Annotated in this window: 18 protein-coding genes; 11 read left to right on the top strand and 7 right to left on the bottom strand. The window is 47.6% G+C overall.

The features are described 5' to 3' along the window. Positions 1–9: 9 nt before the first annotated feature. A complete protein-coding gene (gene ptrR / locus D5398_RS07180) occupies positions 10–939 on the bottom strand; it encodes a putrescine utilization regulator PtrR (RefSeq protein WP_120506980.1) in 930 nt (309 codons plus the stop codon). A 199-nt stretch (positions 940–1,138) separates the two neighbouring features. Here ptrR and D5398_RS07175 point away from each other — a divergent pair, with 199 nt between their 5' ends. The 8 genes from D5398_RS07175 to D5398_RS07140 all read left to right on the top strand — a co-directional run bounded on the left by D5398_RS07175 (position 1,139) and on the right by D5398_RS07140 (position 10,810). Then, positions 1,139–2,266 (top strand): YbfB/YjiJ family MFS transporter, encoded by a 1,128-nt coding sequence (locus D5398_RS07175; RefSeq protein ID WP_120506979.1) that lies wholly within the window; start codon positions 1,139–1,141, stop codon positions 2,264–2,266. 126 nt (positions 2,267–2,392) lie between these two features. After that, positions 2,393–3,058, top strand: coding sequence for a GTP cyclohydrolase I FolE (folE, locus tag D5398_RS07170; RefSeq protein WP_095922690.1), 666 nt, complete (start codon positions 2,393–2,395; stop codon positions 3,056–3,058). A 175-nt stretch (positions 3,059–3,233) separates the two neighbouring features. Beyond that, positions 3,234–4,388: a DUF418 domain-containing protein YeiB gene (yeiB, locus tag D5398_RS07165; protein ID WP_120506978.1), complete on the top strand. Its 1,155-nt coding sequence runs from the start codon at positions 3,234–3,236 to the stop codon at positions 4,386–4,388. 270 nt (positions 4,389–4,658) lie between these two features. After that, positions 4,659–5,690, top strand: a complete 1,032-nt coding sequence (gene galS, locus D5398_RS07160) for an HTH-type transcriptional regulator GalS (protein WP_120506977.1) — start codon at positions 4,659–4,661, stop codon at positions 5,688–5,690. A 249-nt stretch (positions 5,691–5,939) separates the two neighbouring features. Beyond that, positions 5,940–6,938, top strand: coding sequence for a galactose/glucose ABC transporter substrate-binding protein MglB (gene mglB, locus D5398_RS07155; protein WP_120506976.1), 999 nt, complete (start codon positions 5,940–5,942; stop codon positions 6,936–6,938). Positions 6,939–7,207: 269 nt separating this feature from the next. After that, positions 7,208–8,743 (top strand): galactose/methyl galactoside ABC transporter ATP-binding protein MglA, encoded by a 1,536-nt coding sequence (gene mglA, locus D5398_RS07150; RefSeq protein ID WP_120506975.1) that lies wholly within the window; start codon positions 7,208–7,210, stop codon positions 8,741–8,743. 18 nt (positions 8,744–8,761) lie between these two features. Further along, positions 8,762–9,772, top strand: a complete 1,011-nt coding sequence (mglC, locus tag D5398_RS07145; RefSeq protein ID WP_120506974.1) for a galactose/methyl galactoside ABC transporter permease MglC — start codon at positions 8,762–8,764, stop codon at positions 9,770–9,772. Between the two features lie 138 nt (positions 9,773–9,910). Continuing rightward, positions 9,911–10,810: a LysR family transcriptional regulator gene (locus tag D5398_RS07140; RefSeq protein WP_120506973.1), complete on the top strand. Its 900-nt coding sequence runs from the start codon at positions 9,911–9,913 to the stop codon at positions 10,808–10,810. Between the two features lie 18 nt (positions 10,811–10,828). Here D5398_RS07140 and D5398_RS07135 read toward each other — a convergent pair whose 3' ends face one another. The 6 genes from D5398_RS07135 to D5398_RS07110 form a co-directional block, all read right to left on the bottom strand. Then, a complete protein-coding gene (locus tag D5398_RS07135; protein WP_120506972.1) occupies positions 10,829–11,524 on the bottom strand; it encodes a fimbrial biogenesis chaperone in 696 nt (231 codons plus the stop codon). Further along, a complete protein-coding gene (locus D5398_RS07130; RefSeq protein ID WP_120506971.1) occupies positions 11,517–12,047 on the bottom strand; it encodes a fimbrial protein in 531 nt (176 codons plus the stop codon). Before D5398_RS07130 ends, D5398_RS07135 begins: the two co-directional genes overlap by 8 nt. Before the next feature lie 10 nt (positions 12,048–12,057). Next, positions 12,058–12,594 carry a fimbrial protein gene (locus tag D5398_RS07125; protein WP_120506970.1) on the bottom strand — a complete coding sequence of 179 codons (537 nt, stop codon included), beginning with the start codon at positions 12,592–12,594 and terminating at the stop codon, positions 12,058–12,060. A 137-nt stretch (positions 12,595–12,731) separates the two neighbouring features. After that, entirely contained in the window at positions 12,732–15,299 is a 2,568-nt protein-coding gene (locus D5398_RS07120; protein ID WP_162940725.1) for a fimbrial biogenesis usher protein, read from the bottom strand. An 82-nt stretch (positions 15,300–15,381) separates the two neighbouring features. Continuing rightward, complete coding sequence (locus D5398_RS07115) at positions 15,382–16,071, bottom strand: fimbria/pilus periplasmic chaperone (RefSeq protein WP_162940734.1); 690 nt, start codon at positions 16,069–16,071, stop codon at positions 15,382–15,384. Positions 16,072–16,163: 92 nt separating this feature from the next. Then, positions 16,164–16,700, bottom strand: coding sequence for a fimbrial protein (locus D5398_RS07110; RefSeq protein ID WP_415838555.1), 537 nt, complete (start codon positions 16,698–16,700; stop codon positions 16,164–16,166). A gap of 933 nt (positions 16,701–17,633) precedes the next feature. On the opposite strand from D5398_RS07110, the gene D5398_RS07105 reads away from it, so the two are divergent. From D5398_RS07105 to D5398_RS07095, 3 genes are all read left to right on the top strand, one after another. Then, complete coding sequence (locus D5398_RS07105; RefSeq protein ID WP_120506968.1) at positions 17,634–18,551, top strand: LysR family transcriptional regulator; 918 nt, start codon at positions 17,634–17,636, stop codon at positions 18,549–18,551. 49 nt (positions 18,552–18,600) lie between these two features. Then, positions 18,601–19,473, top strand: coding sequence for a LysR family transcriptional regulator (locus tag D5398_RS07100; RefSeq protein ID WP_120506967.1), 873 nt, complete (start codon positions 18,601–18,603; stop codon positions 19,471–19,473). Between the two features lie 61 nt (positions 19,474–19,534). Further along, positions 19,535–20,131, top strand: a complete 597-nt coding sequence (locus D5398_RS07095; RefSeq protein ID WP_120506966.1) for a helix-turn-helix transcriptional regulator — start codon at positions 19,535–19,537, stop codon at positions 20,129–20,131. Positions 20,132–20,174 lie beyond the last annotated feature (43 nt).

Raw genomic sequence — 20,174 nt, 5'->3', positions numbered from 1 at the left:
AGATTCAGGTTAATAAGTCGGATGCAATACCGGGTCATGTTCGCCGGCGAGCGGGTGTTTAAGTAACGGGATCACACCGTCATTCTGTTCAATAATCAGTTCTTTCAGCGCCCGGACATTCGGGCTGAAGGCGTCCCTGCGCCAGATAAGCCAGGTGGCGGTATCGGCGAATTCATCCGGGATTTCGTGAATTTCTACCCGTTCGTGGCCGGGCAATTGTTCCAGTACGGAGCGCGGGATCATCGCGATACCCGCACCGCTGGCGACGCAGGCCATCATCGAATGATAGGACTGAATCTCCATCGTATTGGCGACCGGCACATTCATATGCTTAATCCAGCCCTGCAAACGCTGGCGGTAGGAACAGCTCGGGCGGAATGCAAAAACGGTATGACCGCTGCGACCGGCAGGCACGTCCAGCGGCGATTCGCCCAGCGGACTAATGACCACCATACGTTCGCGAAACGAGATACAGCCGTTAATGTCGTCAAAATCTATCGGGCCATCAACCAGCGCTGCGGCGAGACGTCCTGCCCGGACGCTGTCGATGGTTTCGCCGGAAGTCGCCGTCACCAGCGACAACGCCACCTGCGGGAATTTCTGATGATAAGCCGCCAGTAAAGAAGGCAGGCGCGTAGCCGCTGTGCTTTCCATCGATCCCAGCGCGAAGTTCCCGGCAGGTTCTCCGGCATGCGTAATGCTCATGGCTTCGTCGCTCAGCGCCAGAATACGTTCGGCATAGTTAAGGAAGTTGTGGCCCATTGCGGAAAGGCGGATGCGCTGTTTTTCACGGATGAACAAATCGGTGCCCAGTTCGAGTTCCAGCTGGCGCAAGCGGGTGGTCAGGTTCGACGGCACGCGGTGTAACTGCTCTGCCGCACGCGCCAGCGAACCGGTTTCCGCTACGCAGCAAAACATTCGTAACTGAGTCAGATCCATGAGGGGTCCCTGTGTTCTCTTATCGTAAACAAGTTGGTATGTATTATTCAGTTTTCGTGATTGTACCCATAAGGCATCATAGCGACAACTTCCAATTAACTTTCTTTTAAGAAATCTGCTGTTTTCAGCCTCGGGCTTTGAGTATGTTTACTCATTGTTTCTAAGATGTTGCATCATGGTTTCTTCAGACGGAGCAGTTATGGCTTTTCGAATTGCGCTAAGTGGTTTTCTGGCTTTTGTGGTCGCGATGGGGATCGGGCGCTTCGCATTCACGCCACAGGTTCCTTTAATGATAGCTGAACATCAGTTCAGCCTGACCGGCGCGGGGCTGGTCGCCGCATTCAACTATCTCGGTTATCTGTGCGGTGCATTTGATGGTATGCGTGCCAGCAAACATCTCGAACGCCGTCTGTGGCTGGGCGTGTGGGGCGGGGTGATCCTGACATTATTATCCGCGGTGATTTCCGGCGAAGTGCTGCACAGCATTGTGCGCTTTATGATCGGCTGGACCAGCGGCTGGGCGATGGTGATGGTGTCAGCGTGGTGTAACGAACGGCTGGCGCATTATGGCCGTCCGGCGCTGAGTGCTGCGGTGTTCGCCGGGCCGGGCGCGGGGATTTTCCTCAGCGGCATGCTAGCGGTGGGCATCCACAGCTTACAGCTGACCTCGGCGCAGGCCTGGTGTGTGTACGGCGTCCTGGCGCTGATTTTCGTGGCGATCATTACACCGAATCTGCCGCGCAAAGGTGATTTGCACCGTTCCCATATGGCGACGGAGCCGCTGGTGATGACGCCAGCGCTTAAACGGCTGGTCTGGAGCTACAGTCTGGCGGGTTTTGGTTACATTCTTCCGGCGACATTTTTATCGCAAATGGCGAGTGCGCGTTTCCCTGACAGCCTGTTCGCTCAGTTCGTCTGGCCGGTGTTTGGCGGAGCAGCGGTTATCGGCATCGTTATCGGTATTCTGACCCGGCACCGCCTGACCACGCATAAACGTCTGGCACTGACGTTATGGGCGCAGGGAATAGGAATTTTATGTGCGGAAGTGGTGCCGGGCGTGACCGGTCTGGTGCTCGGAGCATTGCTGACCGGCGGCGGTTTCTTAAGCGTGGTACAGCTGGCCTTGCAATGCAGTCGTGAACTTGCACCCAATCACAGCCGTTACATGGCCGGATTGCTGACCACCGGTTATGCCGTCGGACAGTTATTTGGACCGATTTTATCTGCGATTTCGACCGCGCTGACGCATCAGCTCGAGCCTGCGCTCTATGTCGCGCTGGCCGGTTTCATTATTGCCGGTGCGCTGGTCTTTAGGGATAACCGATAAGTTGCAGCTATTTCATCCATTATGAAAGACAATCACTGGATTATGAATCCGCTCTCCACTACAGTAAGCCACCTCACTTTGGCGTGATCTGCGTCAAAGTGATTACATCTGCCGGAGAAAGAAAGAATGCCAACCCTGAGTAAAGAAGCCATTTTGGTTCACGAGGCCCTGTTAGCCCGTGGTCTGGAAACCCCTCTGCGTGAAGCTTTGCCGATTGACAATGAAACGCGCAAGCAGCGGATCCAGGAACATATGACCGGTATTATGCAGCTTCTTAATCTGGATCTCTCCGATGACAGTCTGGCAGAAACGCCGCACCGTATTGCCAAGATGTATGTGGATGAAATCTTCTCCGGGCTGGATTACGCCAACTTCCCGAAAATCACCGTCATCGAAAACAAGATGAAAGTGGATGAAATGGTCACTGTGCGCGATATCACCCTGACCAGCACCTGCGAGCATCATTTCGTGACCATCGACGGCAAAGCGACCGTGGCGTATATCCCGAAAGACACGGTGATCGGCCTGTCGAAAATTAACCGTATCGTGCAGTTCTTCTCCCAGCGTCCGCAGGTTCAGGAACGTCTGACCCAGCAGATTCTGGTGGCATTGCAGACCCTGCTCGGCACCACCAACGTCGCGGTTTCTATTGATGCAGTGCATTACTGCGTGAAAGCGCGCGGTGTGCGTGACGCGACCAGCGCAACGACCACGACTTCGCTGGGCGGATTATTTAAATCCAGTCAGAATACACGACAAGAATTCTTAAGAACCGTTCGCCATCCGTCGTAACTAAAGCCGCAGCGGCGTTCGCTGCGTTCGGAGACCCGAATCACTGACATCAGTCAGCTCATCGGGCTCTCCTCGCTGGCTGGCTTGCTGCAACTTCATTTACTTGGATGGTAGCCACCCTGATTTTCTTCCCTTATTCTTAAATATCTCAATAATCTTCAAAAGGAATGTCAGGGTGCGCTCACGTATTGCCACGCTCGACTTTGCCCGTGGTCTCGCCATTTTTGGCATTCTTCTGCTCAATATCAGCGCCTTCGGTTTGCCGAAAGCTGCCTACCTGAATCCGGCATTTGCCGGTACCCCCTCCACTTCGGATACCTGGACCTGGGCGGTGCTTGACGTGCTGGCACAGGGAAAATTCCTGATGATGTTCGCCATGCTGTTTGGCGGCGGTTTGTATTTGTTACTGCCACGCGGCAAACATTGGATCCAGGCGCGTCTGTCAATTCTGCTGTTGTGCGGATTTCTGCACGCGACTTTGCTGTGGGACGGCGATATTTTGCTGTCGTATGGGCTGATCGGTCTGGTGTGCTGGCGGATGGTGAGGGAAGGGCGCAGCAGTCAGTCGCTGATTTCCACCGGAATCATTTTGTATCTGATTGGCGTGGCGGTTCTGGCGATGCTGGGTTTTATTACCTCGCCAGAACCAGGCAGTTTCTGGCTTCCGGGACCGGCGGAAATACAGTATGAACAATACTGGAGGCTGAAAGGCGGCTGGGAGGCGATTCAGAACCGGCTCGATTTACTGTCGTCCAGTTTGCTGGCCATTGGCGCGCAATATGGCTGGGAACTGGCTGGCGCGATGCTTATCGGCTCCGGTCTGATGCGCAGCGGATGGCTGAAAGGAGAATTTCGCCCCTCGCATTACCGCAAAATCGCAGCGGTATTGTTACCGCTTTCATTGCTGATACAAATTCCGGCAATTTACCTGCAATATCGCACCGGCTGGGACTACCGCTGGAGCGGTTTTTTGTTGCAGGTGCCACGTGAAATCGGCTCGCTGATGCAAGCGGTGAGTTATCTGGCACTGTGTTACGGATTCTGGCCGCAGATATCCCGCTGGCGCATGACCCGCTGGGTATCACAAATAGGGCGCATGGCGCTGACCAACTATCTGTTACAGACGTTTATCTGTACCACATTCTTCAACGTGTTCGGCTTCTATCAGCATTTCGACCGGCTGCAACTGGTCGCGCTGGTGCCACTGGTCTGGGCGTGTAATCTGCTGATGACGTTGTTTTGGCTGCGTTATTTCCGGCAGGGGCCGGTTGAGTGGCTATGGCGCCTGCTGACAGCAAAAGCAGCTGGGGAAGAACTGAAAACAGCCTGAGTATGACGTCGATACATCATCCTAAATGATAGATTTGGGATGAAGGTTGCAAAATTGTATGTAAACGTTTTCTTTCCTGTGACGAGATTCACGCAGGCGTTTTCACAAAATGATTAGGATAGCGGTCGTGCCACTCCGACGACCACTACACTAATAAAGGAAACGCCATGAGCACTTCACCTCGCTTCTCTTTGTCTGCATTTTTTACTTCCTGGGTCAAAAATTTCCGTATTCCTCCTTACCATTCTCTGGCAGATCACGGAGCGACGCATGGTCACCATTCGTGATGTCGCACGGCTGGCGGGCGTTTCTGTCGCCACCGTTTCACGTGTTCTGAATAATCCGGCCATTGCCAGCAAAGAAGCGCGCGAACAAGTTTTACAGGCAGTCGCCACGCTGGGATACCGGCCAAATGCCAACGCACAGGCGCTGGCAACACAAAGCAGCGACACCATCGGCGTGGTGGTCATGGACGTGTCCGATCCCTTTTTTGGCGCACTGGTTAAAGCGGTGGATACCGTCGCACAGCAACACCAGAAATATGTCCTGATAGGTAACAGCTATCATATTGCTGAAAAAGAAAGGCATGCCATTGAGGTTTTGATTCGTCAGCGATGTAACGCACTGATTGTGCACTCCAAAGCGTTAGGCGATGACGAACTTTCCCGCTTTATGGATCAGGTTTCCGGCATGGTGCTGATTAATCGGGTGATTCCGGGTTACGAACACCGCTGCGTCTGGCTTGATAACGTCAGTGGCGCTGAAATGGCCACCCGATTACTGCTTTCTCAGGGGCATCAGCGCATTGGTTATATTGGTTCCAGCCACGGGATCGAAGACGATTTGCAGCGCTATCAGGGCTATTCGCAGGCCATGACGCACTCACATCAGACAGGAGACGCGCCACCTGCCGCATGGCGGGCACAAAGCTCGCCCGATTTGCAGGGCGGCGAAGCGGCGATGGTGGAACTGCTCGGTCGCAATTTACATCTGAGTGCGGTCTTTGCGTATAACGATTCGATGGCGGCGGGCGCGATGGCGGTGTTGAAAGAAAACGGAATTAACATTCCGGACGATTTCTCTTTGATTGGTTTTGATGATATTCCGATCGCCCGTTATACCAGTCCGAAGATGACGACGGTGCGTTATCCGATCGTATCGATGGCGACGCTGGCTACCGAACTGGCCCTAAAAGGTGCGGCAGAACAGTTATCTACGGGTGTTTCGCATTGTTTTATGCCGACGCTGGTCAGACGCCATTCTGTGTCACCGTGGCAAAATGTGGCGCCCGTCACTTATTGATCAAATAACGCGATGTAACCGTTTTCAATCTGTGAGAACTTTCACAGTTTATTAACATCGCGCACATTATGATTCATTCGTTTTCAACATGATTCAATTTGGGTCCGCTTAGCGGACTTGTTTCACAGCGAGTCAGGACGTTATAAGTCAAGGATGGCAGGCACCCGCAAACATAGCGTGGAACTGTACTGCTCCCGCATGGATTTCCGGTGCCACATTCTGTAACACCCTACATAACCGGAGATACAAATGAATAAGAAGGTCTTCACCCTGGCGACTCTGGCTGCAAGCATGATGTTTGGTTTTGCCGCGCATGCTGCTGATACTAAAATCGGCGTCACCATTTATAAATATGATGACAACTTCATGTCAGAAGTTCGCAAAGCCATTGAGAAAGACGCAAAAGCTTCTCCAGATGTGCAACTGCTGATGAATGACTCGCAAAACAGCCAGTCCACCCAGAACGACCAGGTGGACGTTATGCTGGCGAAGGGTGTTAAAGCATTGGCCATCAACCTCGTTGACCCGGCTGCTGCCCCGGTAATTATCGAAAAAGCCCGCGGTGCTGGCATTCCTGTTGTCTTCTATAACAAAGAACCTTCCCGTAAAGATTTAGACAGCTACGACAAAGCCTATTATGTCGGTACTGACTCTAAAGAATCCGGTGTTATCCAGGGTGAGCTGATTGCTAAACACTGGAAAGCTAACCCGGCCTGGGATCTGAACAAAGATGGCACAATTCAGTATGTGCTGATCAAAGGCGAACCAGGTCACCCGGATGCTGAAGCGCGTACTAAATACGTGATCAGCACCCTGAATGGCAAAGAAGGCCTGAAAACCGATCAGCTGCAACTCGACACCGCCATGTGGGATACCGCTCAGGCGAAAGACAAAATGGACGCATGGTTGTCCGGTCCTAACGCTAACAAAATCGAAGTGGTTATTGCCAACAACGATGCAATGGCAATGGGCGCTGTAGAAGCACTGAAATCTCATAACAAATCCAGCATTCCGGTCTTCGGTGTGGATGCGTTGCCAGAAGCGCTGGCACTGGTTAAATCTGGTGCAATGGCCGGTACCGTGCTCAACGATGCAAGCAACCAGGCTAAAGCAACCTTCGAGCTGGCTAAAAATCTGGCTGAAGGTAAATCCGCAGCTGATGGCACCAACTGGAAAGTTGAAAATAAAGTCGTTCGTATTCCTTACGTGGCTGTAGATAAAGATAACCTGTCTACTTTCACGAAATAAGACCGACGCTTTAGTGTCATAAAGTAAGACCCGTAAGACTGACAGACAGCAATACAAAAACAAAGCTAAGCAGTGGCAATTAATATTGCGGTTAAGCCGTAAAAAAAGTAAGTGTTATACCCAAAATAAGTATGAAGGGTATTAAGACGTTAATGCTTGTCTGACAGGATGTCATGCCATAATGCAGCCGGTAAGTTCGCTTCCCGGCTGCATTACTGACATCAGGCATTAATACATCCGTTTATTTTTATCTTTAGCCAGGTACAACTATGGCCGATATTTCGTTATCTGACACAAAAACAGAAAAGCCAGGTGAATTCCTGCTGGAAATGAGCGGTATTAATAAATCATTCCCAGGCGTTAAGGCGTTAGATAATGTGAATTTAAAAGTGCGACCGCATTCCATCCATGCCTTAATGGGTGAAAATGGCGCGGGTAAATCCACATTATTAAAATGCCTGTTCGGAATTTACAGCAAAGATGCCGGTACGATTCTTTTTCAGGGACAGGAAGTTAATTTTAAAAGCTCCAAAGAGGCGCTTGAACAAGGTGTGTCGATGGTGCATCAGGAATTAAACCTGGTGTTACAACGTACCGTCATGGACAACATGTGGCTGGGACGTTATCCGACCAAAGGTATTTTTGTCGATCAGGACAAAATGTACAAAGACACCAAAGCGATTTTTGATGAGCTGGATATTGACATCGACCCGCGTGATAAGGTCGGTAAATTGTCTGTGTCCCAAATGCAGATGATCGAAATCGCCAAGGCGTTTTCCTACAATGCCAAAATCGTCATTATGGACGAACCGACATCTTCCCTGACGGAAAAAGAAGTGAACCACCTGTTCACGATTATCCGTAAGCTGAAAGATCGCGGCTGTGGCATCGTGTATATCTCTCATAAGATGGAAGAAATTTTCCAGCTCTGTGATGAAATCACTATTCTTCGCGATGGCCAGTGGATTGTCACTCAGCCGCTGGAAGGCCTGGACATGGACAGAATTATTTCCATGATGGTTGGCCGTTCACTGAGTCAGCGCTTCCCGGACCGTCAGAACGTCCCAGGTGAAGTGATCCTTGAAGTGCGTAATCTGACTTCACTGCGTCAGCCTTCAATTCGTGATATTTCCTTTGATTTACACAAAGGGGAAATTCTCGGGATTGCCGGTCTGGTCGGCGCGAAGCGTACAGATATCGTCGAAACATTATTTGGGATCCGTGAGAAAGTTTCCGGAACCATTAAACTGCACGGCAAAAAAATTAATAATCACAGCGCCAATGAAGCCATTAACCATGGTTTTGCACTGGTGACTGAAGAGCGTCGTTCCACCGGTATTTATGCGTATCTGGATATCGGTTTTAACTCGCTGATTTCGAACATCCGTCAATATAAAAATAAAGCCGGATTGCTCGACACCACCCGTATGAAAAGTGATACCCAATGGGTTATCGATTCCATGCGCGTGAAAACACCAGGGCATAAAACCAGTATTGGCTCGTTGTCTGGCGGGAACCAGCAAAAAGTCATTATCGGGCGCTGGTTATTAACCAATCCTGAAATATTAATGCTGGATGAACCGACGCGCGGGATTGACGTTGGCGCTAAATTTGAAATTTACCAGTTAATCACCGAGTTGGCTAAAAAAGAGAAGGGGATCATTATTATCTCCTCTGAAATGCCTGAGTTGCTGGGTATTACTGACAGAATATTGGTTATGAGTAATGGACAGGTTGCGGGTATTGTTGAAACAAAAACGACTTCGCAGAATGAAATATTACGCCTGGCTTCCTTGCATCTCTAATTTTTAAGGGTTCTTATTATGAAAGCATTAAATAAGAAAAGTGTGCTCACTTATTTAAAAGAGGGCGGGATTTATGTGGTACTGCTGGTCTTACTGGCCATTATTATCATTCAGGATCCCAGCTTCCTCAGTCTGGTTAACTTAAGTAACATCCTTACTCAGTCTTCCGTGCGCGTTATCATTGCGCTCGGTGTGGCAGGTCTGATTGTCACACAAGGTACGGACCTGTCAGCCGGTCGTCAGGTGGGTCTGGCAGCGGTAGTCGCGGCCACCATGTTGCAGGCGATGGATAACGTCAACAAAGTCTTCCCGAATCTGGAAGTGGTGCCGATCCCACTGGTTATCCTGACTGTGTGTATCGTCGGGGCGCTGATTGGTCTGCTCAACGGGGTTATCATCGCTTACCTGAACGTGACGCCGTTTATCACCACGTTGGGTACCATGATTATCGTTTACGGGATTAACTCTCTGTATTACGACTATGTGGGCTCCTCACCCATTGCCGGTTTTGACCCAGGCTTTTCCAAGTTCGCACAGGGCTTTATCCATTTGGGCGGCCTGAAGCTTTCCTACATCACCTTCTATGCGGTCATTGCTATCGCGTTTGTCTGGGTGCTGTGGAATAAAACCCGCTTCGGTAAAAACATCTTCGCTATCGGTGGTAACCCGGAAGCAGCAAAAGTTTCAGGCGTTAACGTACCGTTAAACCTGATCATGATTTATGCGCTCTCAGGTGTGTTCTATGCCTTTGGTGGTTTGCTGGAGGCAGGGCGTATCGGTAGTGCGACCAACAACCTCGGCTTTATGTATGAACTTGATGCCATCGCAGCCTGTGTGGTCGGCGGCGTATCCTTCGCCGGTGGGGTGGGTTCTGTGGCAGGGGTGGTGACCGGTGTTCTGATCTTCACCGTCATCAACTACGGCCTGACCTATATCGGCGTTAACCCTTACTGGCAGTACATTATCAAAGGCAGCATCATCATCTTCGCGGTGGCGCTAGACTCTTTGAAATACGCCAAGAAGAAATAATTTCATTTGCAGTAAAACAAAAGGGCGCTTCGGCGCCCTTTTTGCGTAACTATGGCTTTCACAACTTCAAATCTATAATTTATCAGGCGTGAATAAGACGGAAGTAAAGTCTTTGGAAACTGAAGGAGCATTCTGGAAATGAGTATAGAAATGGATATGAAAGTGCTGCGGGCGATACATTTACTCAGTACTTCCGGCAGCGTGACAAAAACTGCGGAAATTTTACAAGTGACTCCAGGTGCGGTGAGTTATTTGATTAATAAGGCAAGAAAATCAACAGGATCTGCATTGTTTTTTCGGACACGTGACGGGATGAAACCCAATACTCTGGCACTGGAACTTAGTCAGCGCTATCTGGGAGTGACAGAACAATTTTCTGAAGGGGATATGCAAAAGTCCTTAAACGAAAGAACGATTGTCCTGAGCACTTACTCATTATTCGAATTATTACTGTCTATCACTTTGCTGAATACGACAAAATTGACCTTCAGCAGGTCGTCTCATGATGATGCAGAACGCCTGATGAAACTGCGCAATAAAGAGGTCGATGTCGATATTGGTTCCCGGCTTGCCGTAGACAGTTCCATTGTTCAGCTAAAACTCTTTTCATCGGATTTAGGTGCGCTGGTCAGTAAAAATCATCCCACCATAAAAGAGACGTTCACCATGGACGACTGGCACCAGAACCAGCACATTATCTGGTCCCGTGGGATGCAATTTATCAGCGATAATATGGAGCTGACGCACAGTTTTCGAGCCTTGTTCGATCAGCAGGAAATTGCTTTCGTGGCAAGCAGTTCGCTGAATGTGACTGCGTTGTGTGCGTACAGTGATCTGGTCATTCTTTTACCTTTGCTGATCGGAAAAAAAGTAGAATCGCTTTTCCCGGTAAAGGCATTGCAGCTGCCTGCTGAAATGAAGATGAGTTTTGAATGTTATGTACATTATCATCACTCTTTTTCCAAAAATGAAAACTTCCATCAGCTGTTATCTGAGATCCAGAAAGTGACTCAGCATCAAATGAGTCCGGAGGATTAATCCACGTGGTAAAGGTCATCAATTTTCGATATGAGCTCTCGCGGTAGGCGTTAATCCGCCGTAATCATTGATACTTTTCCATGTGATATGGCATTGAGTAGCTTGCCGGTGGCACCAGGATGTCTCCCGGATGCTGTAGGGCGGTACTACACCCGCATTTTTTATCTTGCGCCCGTTAATTTGCAAATCAAAAAGGGTCACGAAGTAGGGCGTTGGATTATCAACCTTCAGCCGGTTGCCCGACCTGTACCAATGCAGTTCCTTATAGGCTTCCGCTGCCACCCCTTTCAGTCTGGCCGGACGATAGAGAAGTTTCAGCTTAGAGCGAATAGCTATCTGAACATTGTTATTGTCAGTCTTTCCTGAGGGGATGGTCGCCACGCTCAGTGTGAACAAACTCTCACGGTCATCAGGCAGCTTTTCCGCTGACTTAATGACCCGGATCTCACTTTCCCTGCCGGCTTTGATAACAAATAAAGGCGGCGTGATGATAAATGGGTTAAGTGCTGGTCGTACTGATGCGCCTGACCAGCTCCCGCCTGGCGTAATGCGGCTTTTAATCAGCCAGGGGGAATCACTGTTGTTACGCAAGGTGAGTGCCACGCTCTTTTGCTTTCCACCATAAATAACACGCGTTCCGCCTATCACCACCCCGGCGTTAACCACAGGGCTGGCGAGCAGGATTATCAGGCCGGCCAGGAAAATTTTACGCATAGTTCAGCACAAACGTTGCTGAAGTATTTGCGGTTCCGACAGAAACCTCATCGCCATTGGCAAGGTAACGGGCATAAAACGCCAGCATGACCTGAGCCTGATGAGGCAACAACGCTGTACCTGCGCTTGCCTGATTCAGGGGGATCAATTTTTTGTCATGGTCATAGAGAGCGATACCGATACCGGCCGCGCTGCCCTCAGTTTGCTCTATGGCGAGTAAGTCAGAATTGTGAGTGTCCGCGCTTCCGCTGAATGTCACGCTGACATTACTGGCCGCATCGCCACATTTTTCAAGAGTCAGAGTAAAAGGTTCATAGCGGGATCCATCGCCTGCGCGGGCAAACTGTTTGCTACTCACGCTTCCCATCGTGACCAGCGAGTTTAACGAATCCGCTGACACTGAGCATGTTTTGTCCACAATCCTTCCGGTGATATTGATCTCACCATCATGAGCCGAAATAGCACCTGACCAAGCCATGAGCAGGCTGAGCGCAGCTAAACTTACTCCTGATGTAGAGTTCATCGCTTACTCCTTATTGATATTGCAGGTCGAAATACATGACAGCCGTGGCATTGCCTGCCGTGACAACCGACTGCGTGGATTTGTAACGCAGATAGAAAGAGAGAACGTTGTCTCCCGGTTCAAGGGGGTACGTTGCAGGTGTCGGGTTGTTAAGCACTAAGGGTTGCTGACTGGCGTTCAATATTTCCACACCAATTCCGCTGGCCATTCCTCCTGCATCGCCGGTATCTGTTAATGCCAGTAAGGCGGGATTTGCAGCATCGCTGATACCAGAAAAACTCAGTGATGTTCCGGTGGCAGCGGTTCCACAGCCTTTCAGTTTGATTTCAAAGGATTTCGCCGGGCTTGCGCTCCCCGTTGAAGTAAAATCGGTTACCGCAAACTGACCAATGTCGACCGTCTGTTTCTGACTGCTGCTTTCCACTTCGCAGCTACGGGACAATATGGTGCCGGTCATTTGCAGGTTATAGGTATCGGCGAAAACCACGCCTGATGTCGGGGATAACAGGGCTATAAACGCCATTTTTCTTAGCCATAACTTTTTCATTTTTTTGCATCTTTTGAGTTGGGGCTTAATTTGCAGAGCCGTTGGGTCAAGACTATTCATGACGAAAGCCCTGACCCGTCGGGTAAGGAGAAAGTGAAATGTGCAAAAGAGCGATGTGTTAACCCGGAGCGTTCTCATCACTGACAAGCTCTCGTTAATTTATTTATCGTGTTATTGGCCGCATCTTCAGGCAGAACATATTTCGCCACACAATGCTGTGATGACGCTTTACCCCAACTCACTGTCAGTTGCCCATGAGAAGCCAGACCGGACAAATAAACCTGACCGTCATCCCCGACAATACTGCTGTTGCCATCAGCGGTTGAGACCAGCGCGCCAAAAGGAACTTTTTTGCCTGCATGAGTCAGCGTCAGCAAGACTCTGGCACCGATATGCGTTGTGAATTGTGCACGAACCAGTGCTCCGCGCGTGGGCACGACACTGACCACGGTTTCGTCGAGATCAACATTATCGGGGAGGGTTGTGGTATCCAGCGCCATCCGGTTCAGGCGATAGGTGGTGGCGTAAGGCACGATAGCGTAGCCCCGCCAGTCTGTCTGGATACCGGCGTTGTCTTCCACTTTGACGTCTTCAGCACCGGGAGCTGCCACCAGAACATTGGTGTCGCCCAGCGGCTGAGAAAAAGTTACCCCGTTTCGGTGCGCGACGATCGCGCCGCTAAGTCCGTAGTTCACCTGCTGGTAGTGATTATCACTGTAGTTATAGGCGGCGTTGGCACTTCCCCAGGCTCCGTCATAATTTGCACTGACAGCGCCATTGGTGCCGCCGCCCCTGTTCTGATAACCCTGCTGCACGCTATAACTGAGGTTATTGTCTTTGAGCAACGTACCGCTGAGTCCGGCACTCTGGGTTGTCCGGCCATGCGTATCTGAGCTCACACTGGAGGTGGCGTAGGTATTGTGACTTTGATGGGTGATATCGCTGGCCGGGAACAGCCATTGACTGAGCGGCAGAGAAATACCCAGCGCCACTCGTTGATCCGCCTCCCTGAGGCCGGGTATTTTGTTGTAGCTGACATTGAGCGTCCAGGAGACGCCAGAGATATTCCCACTGTAACCGGCTTGTAAAAGGGTGTTATGTTCGTCCGACCGCCAGTAGTTTTGGCGGCTGCCACTGATGTAAAGCGAGCCGCTGTCGCCAAGTTGCTGCGATACATTGATCTGTATTTTTTCGCGCTTGTTATTATGCAGATTGTAATAGTCTGAAACGGAAGCAGGGATTGCAGAGACTTCATCCCCGGAATTATCGACATACCCTGTCATCTGGTTCCGGGTGGATTCTTCAAGCGTGTAGAAACCCTCTGTCGAGTAACGATAGCCGACGAGCTGGAGGCTGGTTCCCATATTTTGCAGTGACTTGCTGTATAAAAAACGCAATGAGGTTCCGCTGTGTTTACTGTCATCGGCCAATACGCTGTTCGCCTGCGTAACGTCAAATGATAGTGCACCGAAATCGCCAATGTTCGCGCCTGTGCCAAGAGCCACTGACTGATAATCCTGCGCTGTCTGGAAGCCGCCATAGGCAGTAAATCCCGCGGGCAATCCCCAAATCATTGTCGACTGCACAAAACTGACCTCATCCTGCTGGTCCGAATTGCTACGGTATTTACCGGCTGTGAGGGTGTATTTTATATGCCCCTCACGCTGTAAAACGGGTACGGAAGAGTAAGGGACGGTATAGATATCAAGACTGCCATCGGACTCTTTCACTTCCACGATCAGATCCCCGCTCGATGAGGTGGGAAATAAATCAGTGATGGCAAAAGCGCCGGGAGGCACATAACTTTGGTATATGACATACCCTTTCTGGCGGACAGTGACTCTCGCGTGGCTGCGGGCAATACCGTGAATGGTAGGAGCAAAACCCCGAAGGCTGTCGGGTAACATATTGTCGTCGGATGCCAGTTGCACGCCGCGAAAACCGATACTGTCAAAGATATCGGACTGGGTGCTGCTGTCGCCAACAACCAGCTCACTACGTAAGGGAATAATGGCGCGCTCCAGCCAGGTATTAATATGCTGTAGTTCACTTTTATTATTACGTTTGTTGTTGTAGCTCCATGTTGAATAATCACGAAGGCGCCATGGACCGACATTGATACCGCTGTTTAGACCGAGAAAGAAGTCATCAGACTCTGAGCCGGTGCCATCCTCGCTGTTCGAACCTGTGAAATTATAATCCAGCAACAGGGCATTAATCCCTTCATCCCATTGGGAAGGCGGAATATAGCCACGCGCTGAGTTCATCATCATCGCCTGTGGAATCGTAATATCCAGACGTAAACCTTCAAAATCAAACTGTGTTGTCGCACCTTCAATCACAGAGGGCAGGTTCAGACAGGCATCCGGCTTTTGTGCTTTCAGTGCAGGCAGGTTCTCCAGATTCACCCGCATTTTGGTGAGCATTCCGGGAGTCAGACACGGGGTCAGGCCGGTGTCATCAGCAGTGCTATCCGAAGTTATAAAGCGGATGTCTTTGCGGGATTGAAATCTGTCATTCAGATAAACGTCGACCCGATATATTCCGGGAGCCTGAGCCCCCCCTTCAAAGCGAGAGAGATCGGCTATTGCAGAAGGGGTACCCGATAAAAAAGCAGGATTAAAATATTCATCCGCAAAGCTATTCACGGAAAAAATTGCGATAAAAGCTGCCAGTGCAGATATTCGATAATGTATGGTCAGCACTGGCTATTCATTCCTTACGTGTAAAACCCATCGCAATACTCTGCCGGGAGAAATATTGCGAAAATCGTGTCCTAAAATAGGGTCAATCGCATTTCTGCCGGGGGGTATTTGACCCGTAATCATTTACCGTCTGGAAACTGACTGTTCCCGTCTGATGACCTGGAATATTGATCTCGCGCGAGCTGAGTGGCGAAATCATGGTATTTGGCAATTTTTTCCCGCCGACAGAGAAACTCACCAGGGTGACGTAGTAAGGCGAAGGATTCTTCACTGTGACTTTCCCCGAAACCACTTTGCAGCTCAGGTTTTTAGGGGCTTCCCGTGACGTGGAGGGTAAGTTTTGCGGGCGAACAAATAATTTAATGACACTTTGTGTAGCAATTTGCAGCGTATTCCCTTGTAAGTCTTTCTTATTAACGGAAGGAATGGCTTTGCTGTTCAGGTAAAAAACAGTCTCTCTGTCTGTGGGCAATTTGGGGCCGGTGTACATAATTCGCAGGCTGTTCTCTTTCTTAGGTTTTATTGTGAACAGCGGAGGCGTTAGCACAAAAGAGGATGATTTTTTACCCTCAGCGTCTGTTATCCACGACTGAATTAAATAAAGATTACTTTCCGAGGTATTAGCAAGAGATAACGTCGTCTCGCGGGCACCTTGCATATAAATGACACGCGTTGCGCCCAGAGAAATACCCCCGGCATGAGCGGGGGCTATCAACATAGCTGCCAGTAAACCGGCATATAGCGTCACTTTTATATTCTTGCCGGAAATCATATGACTTAATTTTTTATCACTGGCGCTCATTATTGCCCTGCCTTTAATGCAAGTGAATGTTCCTCGCGGGAAGCAGAGGAACATATTTTCAATCAGGAATAGTTCATGCTAAAAGTGGCTGTTGCGGCAACGGTACCTGCCGTTGCAGCCGCACCTGTCGCGATATAATCAACGCTGAACGGCAGGGTGTTTTGGATGCCATTCAGAGGGATAGTGGCCGATTCAATGCCAACCGGCAGTGCTTTTCCGTCAGGGCCGTATAATTGCAGACCGACATTAGTTGCTGCGCCTACCCCTGCGGTATTGGCCAGTGCATCTGACGTGGTTGAATCTGACTGACCATTGAAAGTCACGGACACGTTTTGCATGACACTGGTGTCACAATCGGAAATAAGGATTTCAAAAGAAACTGGCTGACCTGCCGCTTCTCCGGTTGTCGCGAGCTTTGAAACCTTAACGTCGTCAAGCGTGATGGTTTGATTTATGGAGTCTGCGGCAACTGAACATGCTGCATTAATAACTTTCCCTTCAAAGTTAATAGTGCCACCCGATACTGACGTGGTTTCGGCAAAACCAGAACCGCTGATAAGTACCAGTGAAATAGCCAATGCCAATGTTTTTTTATCCAGTTTCATTAGTGCTCCTTGAGTTGTAAGTATTATTTTTACTCTGTTGGTTTGTGAAGGTAAAACGTGTTTTCTGAAGTGAATGCCTTTAATTAAAGAGATAAGGTTCATTTGGTTTTTATTACTGAGATGAATGTTAATTTGCCGGTTTGAATAAAACAAGACAGATGAAATACGTGACTGAAAGCAGAAAGTCATGAAGGCCTGTAACAGGTTGATAATGGTGCTAAAAAATCAAAATTTAATGTTTTTATATTATGAATTTAGTTAATTGGAATATTAACAAGGTGTTTCAAAAAGTGAGCTTGCACAGAGGTTCTTTTGAAGCTAAGTGATGATTGTTTTTATCCCTTCCCAGTGGGATTTGTGAGGTTTGTTTACATGAGTTATGTTAATTTTTTATACTTACATTAGAGGCGAATGGAAAAAGAGGGTGCCGTTCTGGGGGGGGTATATAAATTTAAAAGTGCTTTTGAAATTAAACGAATAACTGCCTTATGATATTCAGGGATTTCGACAGGGATGCTCTTACAGAGATGGCGCCCCGGTGAACTTCTGTCACTACCTTATTATCAAATGAAGAAATCTAAGCTACATTTATTTTGCAGATTGAAAATGATTCAATACAGCCTGTGCTTCATATTTTTTATATTTTTGATTGAAATTATGTATATTCAATTGTTTTAAATTTGCTTTTGAATTTTCCTGAAAGTTCGCGTAACTTCTTGAAATACTGTGTCTTTAATATTTAAAATCACTATAAATGGTCTCCTGTTTCAATGCGGTTCGTCATATGCATTGTGCAAATCAGCGAGTGGCCTTATATTCACAGTATGAGTTTTTTTAAACATTATGTTATGAGCTTACTTGATAATATTTTTTATATGCAGTCTCCAGGCTAAGCAAAGTTTATACAAATCCTCTCTGGGGTAATGCATGAAAAACAAAATCGAATTTAAGTTTTTAAAAATAATAAATATCCTCGTGATGACGGGGAGCGTCACGAAAACAGCGCAGTTACTCAATCTTACGCCTGGTGCGATAAGCTATTCACTTAAGATATTAAGAGGCATGACAGGTGAGCATCTTTTTATCCGAACGCGACATGGAATGAAGCCTGACACCACGGCGCTTGAATTAAGCCAGCGGTATGAGATATTCGCTGCAGGTAATATGGTCAAAGATAGTAAGTGGAATATGGAAACAAGAAGTGAGCTCAGGTTCATGACCTTTTCATTGGTAGAAATGTTATTAGCTGATTCTGTATTTTGCTTAAAGAACATTGAGCCTCTGTATCGTTTCGTTTTCCTGACTTATGCACCTGATATCAATGATCGTATGAATCATCTCATAAACAGAACGATCGATATCGATATTGGTGGTAGTTTGCCCCCGGACAGGCAGATCAGCCGGATAAAAATTTTCACTTCAAAGGTTTCACTGTTGGCAGGAGTGAATAATACATCATTACCTGATTTACTGACCGTTGATGATTTACAGAAAACACGACATGCGATCTGGTCTGTTATGATGGATTATTATTCCGATAATATATTGAGTACAGTGAAAAATAATGAGTATTTGCAGGATCGGGATGTGGCTATTATTTCTGGAAGCATAGTTAATATGGTCGCTTTTTGTGCGAGCACTCAATGTGTGATGCTGATCCCTGATATATTTATCCCGATGCTGATAAAAAGATTCCCGGTGAAAAGACTTTCTCTTCCTGATGAACTTGATATTAATTACGACTGTCACATGCATTTCAATACAAGGTTTATAGATGATAATAAAGCAGCTCTCTATCTGAATGACATAGTTGAAGGTTTGAAAGCATATAGCCATTCCTTCTAGTGATTGTTGTGCCATAAGGTAGATTCGTAAGTTCTTTTCTGGTGATAAAATGAATAACATTAGTATAAAAAAACTACAAGTGGTTAATGCATTGATTGAAAATGGCAGTGCAACGAATGCCGCGAAGATGTTAAATATATCCCCATCATCCATAAGCTACACTTTAAAAAAATTACAGGATCAGCTGGGCGTTCCTCTTTTTCGACGAGAGAAACAGGGATTGAAACCGAATGCCGAGGCTTATTCACTTCAGGACCAATACAATGAAGTGATGGGACTGAGTACAACCCGAAAAACCTTTATTATCACAACATATTCTTTGGTCGAATTTCTTTTAGCTGATTACATTCATGATTTTATCAGCGAGAAAACGCTTCATTTCGTGCCAATGGATTCTTGTGAAAATGAGCGGTTGCGTAAGCTGAAACACCGGGAAGTCGATATTGATATCGGCGGCCGGTTACCCGTAGATGTTTCCATCATATCAGAGCGGTACCTTTATTCTGATATGTGCATTCTTGTCAGGGAAAATCATCCTTCGATTAAAAATAAGTTTACGCTTGAAGACTGGCACCAGAATCAGCATCTTCGCTGGCAGCGTGACCGGGGGAGCATCAGTAATATGGTTGATGGAGTTGGCGCTTCGGAGCGGTATTTTAGTGAGCGCGACATTGCCTGGGAAAGCCCCAATTTACTGACACTGGCTTATTTATGTTCGGGAAGCGATAATATCATGATGGTTCCTGCGGTTTTTACCAAACCACTTATTTCTATGCTTCCACTTAAATCATTTTCACCACCGCCATCCTTTGAAATGAAATTCAAGTGTTATCTTCATTATCATCGTGCGCTTGAAAAGAAAATCAGTTCTTTGGGCCTGTATGATATTTTTGATACTCACCTGGATAATATTATAACTTAATTTATTTCGTTATATATGCCCGGACAAAGTTTCATCGGGCATTTTAACAGGAGCATTGACCATGGCAAACATACTTATTTTTAGTCGAAACTTATTTCTCGTAAATGCACTAAAGGCACTTTGCTGTCAGATAAAAAATTCAGAAAGTTCGAATGTCATCATCTGTCACTCCTATAGAAGGATGATCTCTGTAATTAAAGATGTCGATTACCTGGTCTACGATGATGAAGATGGCTTATGGCTGACGATTAGGAAGTTTTTATTTATACGTAGCGTTAATCCTAACGTACGTTTACTGTCAATGAAAAATGGTCTTGAATGTGACTTTTATCATTTATATCGAAGCGCAAAGTCAGATGGCAAAAATTTTAAAAAGATGGAAGTGGAAGTTATTAAGCAGCGACTGGTGAGTGTATTGTGGAGACATAAATCGGGTTATCAGAAAGATGATTTCGTGTCAGGCAATGAAATAGAATGGCTTACAACAAATGAAAATCTTGTCTTGAAATATATCCTGAAAGGATACAAAAATAATGAAATCTCGAATCGTTTATCAATAAATGAAAAATCTGTCAGTTTACACAGGCGAAATATTTATAAAAAAACGAATGTGCGCAATGTTACCAATTTATGGAAAATATTCATACAAGCTGAATAATGATTTGAGAACGCCAGGTGATGAAATATTGAAATTAATTTCA

The sequence above is a fragment of the Rahnella bruchi genome, assembly GCF_003614975.1.
In the GTDB taxonomy this organism is placed as follows: Bacteria; Pseudomonadota; Gammaproteobacteria; order Enterobacterales; family Enterobacteriaceae; genus Rahnella; species Rahnella bruchi.
The sequence above is the reverse complement of the archived record's forward strand: the minus strand, read 5'-3'. Positions and strand labels throughout refer to the sequence as shown.